Source organism: Pedobacter sp. 01T416_2, from assembly GCF_056398925.1.
The window spans coordinates 1-6,221 of the sequence record NZ_JBFTQI010000327.1 but is presented as its reverse complement, the minus strand read 5'-3'; the positions used below and the strand labels follow the sequence as shown (position 1 = coordinate 6,221).

The following is a 6,221-nucleotide window of genomic DNA, read 5'->3' as shown; positions in this document are numbered from 1 at the left end:
GAACCGAAAGGAATAATACTGCTTAGGTTCAGGTTTTTCGAATTTAAAACCTGTGTTTGTGTTGGATATTTGGAATCGACGAAACTTTTTAAGCTTTCGTTCTGTGTAGCTATAAACTGAGTGGCATTAAACTTAGCGGGAACGGCCACATATAAATAGCCCCAATCGATACGCAGATCATCGCCCCGTTTCTTTAATACTGGCTGTTCTACAGTCCCTGTTTTTAAGATGGAGAGATTGTTTTTCGAACGCTTCCACGCCGATACACTTTGGTTTGGTGTATTTACAGCCAGGTTTGATGATGCGCCAAAGAAAATATCAACACTATGCGGCTTGGCATCAGTAGATTTTACGGTGTAATTGATATAACTGATTGGCCTGGCGGTTAATTTAATATCATTGAGTAATAATGGAGAGGTAAAAGCTACCTGTAGTTCTACATGGCCACAGCTAAAAGTATATTTGGTAGTGGTAGCCTGAATGGATACATTGGTTTGAGTGGCGGGAGTAATTTTTACATTGTCTGCAGCTTCTTCTACAAGCCCGGCATCTAAATGCCTGCCACCGGCTGTATTTTTACAATGTATGGCCAATACATTTTTTCCTGTTTTTAAAATCCCAACTTCAATTGGCACATAAATATAATCAGAAACCCATCCATTCTTTTTATAAATTACTTTCCCATTTAAATAAACAATTACATTATCATCGTGATTGAGTTTCAGGTATTTTTTTGCRGCCGATACATTGTCTACATCGAAGGTCCTTCTAAAATAAAGATCATCGCTATTCCATTTTGTTTTGGCAGAATTATCGTCTCCAAAAGGGGCTTCGGCTTTTTTCCAGCTATTATCGTTATAACTGTTATTTTCCCAACCTGCTTCAGGTTTGTCGAAACTGTAGCTGGCCTGGTATTTTAATGCATCGGCAGCAGGGAGTATTTCTTTAAAGGTTTTGCTTTCCTCACCCAAAAACCGGTAAAATTTACCATCTACTTTTATAATGCCCAGTAAAGATTGCTCCTTGCCTGTCCAATGTTTAGTTACCGATTGGTTAAGCCCATCGCCGAAAGACCAAATACTGAAATATGCATCATGTGTAATTAAGGGATAAGCGGGTGCTTTATCTTGTGCTTTTGTAATTAAATTAAAAAAAAGACAAAGTGCTACTAAGGAAAGTTTTCTCATAAATTAATATTTGGTTCATTAATAAATCGTTTTACCTAATTTTATCGCTCAACTTTCTAATTCTGATCACAGAAAAACGAAAAAATGACCGCTAGATTAAATGGATTATTGGTGCTTGGTAGTCGATTAAAGTAAAACGTTTTACTAATTCAATATTAGTAAAAAAATGTACATCTTTTACCCTTTAAATCCGTAACATATAGGTTACAAAGATTTGGTCAAAAAATAACCAAAAAAGGTGCCCAATTTTGGACACCTTTTTTTGGTTACGAATTAGTAGCCTGGATTTTGAGTTAGATTTCCGTTCAGATCTCTTTGTCTTTGCGGAATTGGATAAAGTGCTTTAGTTGCGGTAGATGCAGTGTGATCCCACCAACTACCGGTTGCAAATTTACCAAAACGGATTAAATCATCTCTCCTCATTCCTTCGAAAATAAATTCTCTGCCTCTTTCAGCCAAAAGCTCATCTAAAGTTAAACTTGTTGTAGTGTAGGCACGGGTGGCAAAATCTGCCTCACTAAATGCACGTTTTTTACAATCGTTAATTAATTGAACAGCTTCTGCTGTAGCTACGCCCCCATTTTTACGCATAATCGCTTCTGCTTTAGCAAAATAAATCATCGTTAAACGATAGATATTCCAATCGCCATTGTTGTAATTCGGATCAATTGACGGAACACCACCAGGGCCCGCAAATTGGTTACCCAATTTATATTTGTTAAAACGGACACCTGAGTTCTCTTCGCCTTCGCTCATATTACTTACTGTAGAACCCGTTTTATTTTTACGGATGTTATCTACAAAAGTCAATTGCGATCCATTATACTCTTCTGATGCCAGAACTGGTTCAGCTGGAGCAGCAAATTGAAACATTGGTCCTTCTAAAAGCCATCCTCTTTTTCTTAAGTCAGCATCTTCGTAGGTAGTAAAAACGCCAGGGATTAACACAATACCATCGTTACCGTTTCTGCCACCACCATAAATCTGTTGTTGCTTAAAGTGATAGAACTCTCCCGGCCAAGATGGTTGAAAGTTAGCTATTGAATAATTATAAGCAATAGAGAAAATAACTTCTTTAGACAGGTCGTTTGTGGTTTTAAACTGATCGGTAATATTTGGATCTAATCCCATTGTGCCATTTTGGGCACCTCCATCTCCAGCTATCAGTTTATTTGCAGCAGCAATACAATCATCCCAGCGTGGTGTACCGGTCCAAACCTCAGCATTTAAATAAAGTTCGACCAACATGGCATAAGCTCCTGCCTGGCTCATACGGCCGAGCATACCACGCGATAATTTAGGCGCTTTATCAATGTTTGTTTTAATTTCTGATTCAATAAAATTGAATACGTCTTTACGGGATTTTGTTTCTGGTTTTGCGGGAGTACCTACTTGTGTAACCACAGGAATATTACCGAACAAGTCCATTAATTTTAAATAATGAAATGCTCTTAATAGCTTCAATTCTGCAATAAAGGCTTCTTTTTCAACTAGCGTAATCCCCATTTGCGAAATATCACGTTTTTCGATATTCTCAATAGGGTCATTACATAAACCCATGCCCCAAAACATTAAAGACCATGCGTTGTTAATTCCGCTTTCATCTGTCGTCCAGGTATGGTAATGTAGTCTTTTCCATTTACCGCCATCTTCGCCATGACGTCCTTTTGTTGGCCATGCTAACTGATCTCCTGAAAGTTCAGCTAAGCGCCACCAGCCATCCTGACCAGATGGGGTAACCCATGCGTTTGCGTGCGTATAGGGCCTTAAAACCGCCGATAAAACCTCAGCTTTATTATTATAGAAGTTATCTGTCAATAGCTGATCATAAGCATTTTCATCTAACTTGGTGCAGGCATTTGTAAGCAACAAAGTACCTATGAGCAAACTACATATGATTGATTTATTTTTCATTTTTTTAATCTTTAAAATCCAACATTTAATCCAAACAAGAAAGTACGGGTACTTGGATAAGCACCACTGTTATCTACACCTGGCCCAGTACCAGTATCTGCAATGAAATCTGGATCGCTACCTGTGTAACCAGTAATGGTAGCTAAGTTTTGTCCAGTTGCATAAACACGCATGTTTCTAATTAATTTGGTTTTTAATTTGAAATTATAACCAATGGTTACTTCATCTAATTTAACGTAACTTCCTTTTTCCAAATAGTAGTCAGAATACATATAGGTATCATTGATTTGGCTGTATTTATCGAAAGTACTTGACAATAAGTTACCAGACCATGTTTTATTTGCATAAGAAAGTGCATTTCTGTTTAAGATATCATAATCGAACTTACCTCTTAAGAAAACACGTAAATCAAATTGCTTGTATCTGAAATTATGTGCCATTGATGCGTAATACTTAGGAATCGCATTCCCGATCATTTGTAAATCTGTTACGTTTTTATCTCTGGAGTTATTGATCTGTGCGTTTGGTACAGCCTGGCCGTTTCTGTTGTAGAACAACCATTTACCATCAGCAGTAAAACCAGCGAATTTTTTGCCCCAGAATTCACCTAAAGCACCTCCTTCATAAGTTACAATAGCATCTCCTAAGGCACCAGCACCACCAATTCCACCAAACGTTTTGTATAAAATTTTATACTCATCATTTGAATAAGAATCCAAAGTGTTTTTTAGTGTGCTCGCTGTTGCATCAATATCCCAGCTAAAATCTTTGGTATTAAATGCAGCATAACTTAATGCAAGCTCAATACCTTTTGAAGAGATTGTACCTACGTTAGTGTAAATTGAGCTTTGAACAAATGGAGGTTGAGGAGAAGTATAGGTATCCAATAAATCTTTAGTGGTACGTTTAAATAGGTCTAATGTACCGGATAGTTTACTTTTTAATAAGCTAAACTCTAAACCGATGTTACTTTCTTTTTTAGTCTCCCATTTAAGGTTTGGATTTGGATTTCTATTAGGTCCATAAGTTTCAAGATATTGTCCGTCCGGATATAAATATCTACCACCGCCACCAAGAGTTACCCTTGATGCATTGTTTGCAAAACCACTGTTACCTGTCTCTCCATAACCAACCCTTAATTTTAAATTGTTAACCCAGGTGATATTTTTCATGAAATCTTCCTGAGTAATGTTCCAGGCTCCTGAAACTGCAGGGAAGTTGCCCCATTTATTGTTATCACCGAAACGAGATGAGCCCTCTCTTCTTAAAGTAGCAGTCAATAAATATTTACCATCGTAGTTATAGTTAATCCTACCAAAGAAAGCGATTAACGTGTTATCATTTTTACCACTGCTCATCGAAGCTTTACCAACACCCAGAGCGGCACCTTGGCCTAAGTTATCCTCGTGGAATAAGTCGTTTATAAACCCACGGTTAGATGCACTTGAGCTCTCCTCCATGAAATAACGATAACTATATCCTACCAAAGCAGTTAAATTGTGTTTCGATGCAATTGTTGTATTATACTGCAAAGTTGGCTCTACAGCCCATGCCTGCGATAAATAATCACCTTTATAAGCATAACCACCACCTGGAAAATCTGTATTTTCCAATGAGTTTTCGCTTGCTTTAAGGCGGTATTGCCCATCGTTACGGTTATCGCGGGTTACAGAACCAAAAATTGAACCTTTTAAACCTTTTACAATGTCTAAATCAGCTTTAATATCTGCAGAACTGGTTTGTTGTTTACGGTAAGAAGTTTCTTGAGCCAAACGGGCAAACTCGTTGGTACTGGTTAAATCGAAACGATAAGTTCCGTCTGGATTGTAGTTGGATAAAGTAGGGTTTTTGGTTTGCTCACTTTCCCAGCCGCCGCCACCAAGTAAGTTGGCTTTGTTAAAGTTAGTTACCAGGTTCGCCTGAATTTTTAATCTGTTGTCTAAACCTGTTTGGTTAATGTTAAACCTTAAAGTATATTCTTCGCGACTATTTTCTTTTGCAATACCTTGTAAATCGCGATAGTTAATACTTGCTCTATAGCTCGTTTTATCAGTGCCACCACTAAAGTTTAAGTTGTGGTTTTGAGTCAGGTTATCATGATTGATTAACTGGTCAACAAAATCAGTTTCACTTCCAAAATTTTGTTGTTTAATCTCGCCTGTGGCAATTTTCGCTTTATAATCTGCCGGCGACAAGAAATCTAACCATTGATTATAATATTCTTTTCTGGCGTAACCAGAATAGTTGAATTGAGGAGGGCCGGCTTTACCTTTTTTAGTGGTAATTAAAATTACCCCTGCATTGGCACTAGAACCGTAAATTGCAGCTGCAGAACCATCCTTTAAAACGTCGATTGATTCGATATCATCTTGTTGCAATAAATCTGGATTACCGCCAGGAATTCCATCGATTACAAATAACGGACTTGAGCTTCCCGTTACTGTAACTACACCACGAAGCTGAACACTAACACCAGAGTTTGGATTTGAACCACTACGTGTGATGTTTAAACCAGCAACCTTACCTTGGATAAGGTCTAATGCATTTCTTGAACCACTTTGTCTGAAATCTTCAGCACCAACGTGCGCAACTGCTGAAGTTACCTCCTTTTGCAATTGGGTGCCGTACCCAACAGCAACAACAGTTACTTCCTGTAGGTTTGTATTTTTTGATACCGCAAATTTTACATTGATAACTGACGATTGGCCAACAGTTATATCCTGTGTATCGTAACCAACGTAAGTAAAACGAAGCACCTGCCCGGCATCGGCCTCGATAGCAAATTTTCCATTAGCATCGGTAAGGGTTGTTCTACCGGTAGCTTGATTTTTGATACTGGCACCTGGAACTGGCAGGCCACTATCATCTACCACTGTTCCGGTAACATTTTTTTGCGCCTGAACCCGCCCATAGAGCTTGTTATCATTCAAGAACCTCCGGGTACCTTCCCACTCCAAATTCATTGAAAACGCCGGACTATTTAGCAGCACAATGGCAGCAGACAGTCCCGTAATTTTGAGTAAATTAATTTTCATTAACGGTTTTGTTTTAATTATAAATGATTAGTTTTTGTTTCTGGTATTATTTATCTGCGAAAGCGATGGCCAGACAGGCTAAGTG

At 38.1% G+C, this 6,221-nt stretch carries 3 protein-coding genes; all 3 read right to left on the bottom strand.

From position 1 onward, the window contains the following. Positions 1–1,187, bottom strand: a 1,187-nt coding sequence (locus tag AC1DPQ_RS14620; protein ID WP_477609945.1) for a DUF5127 domain-containing protein, incomplete at its 3' end; no start/stop codon positions are given. Positions 1,188–1,460: 273 nt separating this feature from the next. After that, positions 1,461–3,101, bottom strand: coding sequence for a RagB/SusD family nutrient uptake outer membrane protein (locus AC1DPQ_RS14615; protein ID WP_477609943.1), 1,641 nt, complete (start codon positions 3,099–3,101; stop codon positions 1,461–1,463). An 11-nt stretch (positions 3,102–3,112) separates the two neighbouring features. Beyond that, positions 3,113–6,136, bottom strand: a complete 3,024-nt coding sequence (locus AC1DPQ_RS14610; protein ID WP_477609941.1) for a SusC/RagA family TonB-linked outer membrane protein — start codon at positions 6,134–6,136, stop codon at positions 3,113–3,115. Between the last annotated feature and the right edge of the window lie 85 nt (positions 6,137–6,221).

Bases quoted from the DNA above. Each gene is read 5' to 3' on its own strand.
- AC1DPQ_RS14615 (WP_477609943.1), bottom strand. From the start codon at position 3,101: ATGAAAAATAAATCAATCATATGTAGTTTGCTCATAGGTACTTTGTTG.
- AC1DPQ_RS14610 (WP_477609941.1), bottom strand. From the start codon at position 6,136: ATGAAAATTAATTTACTCAAAATTACGGGACTGTCTGCTGCCATTGTG.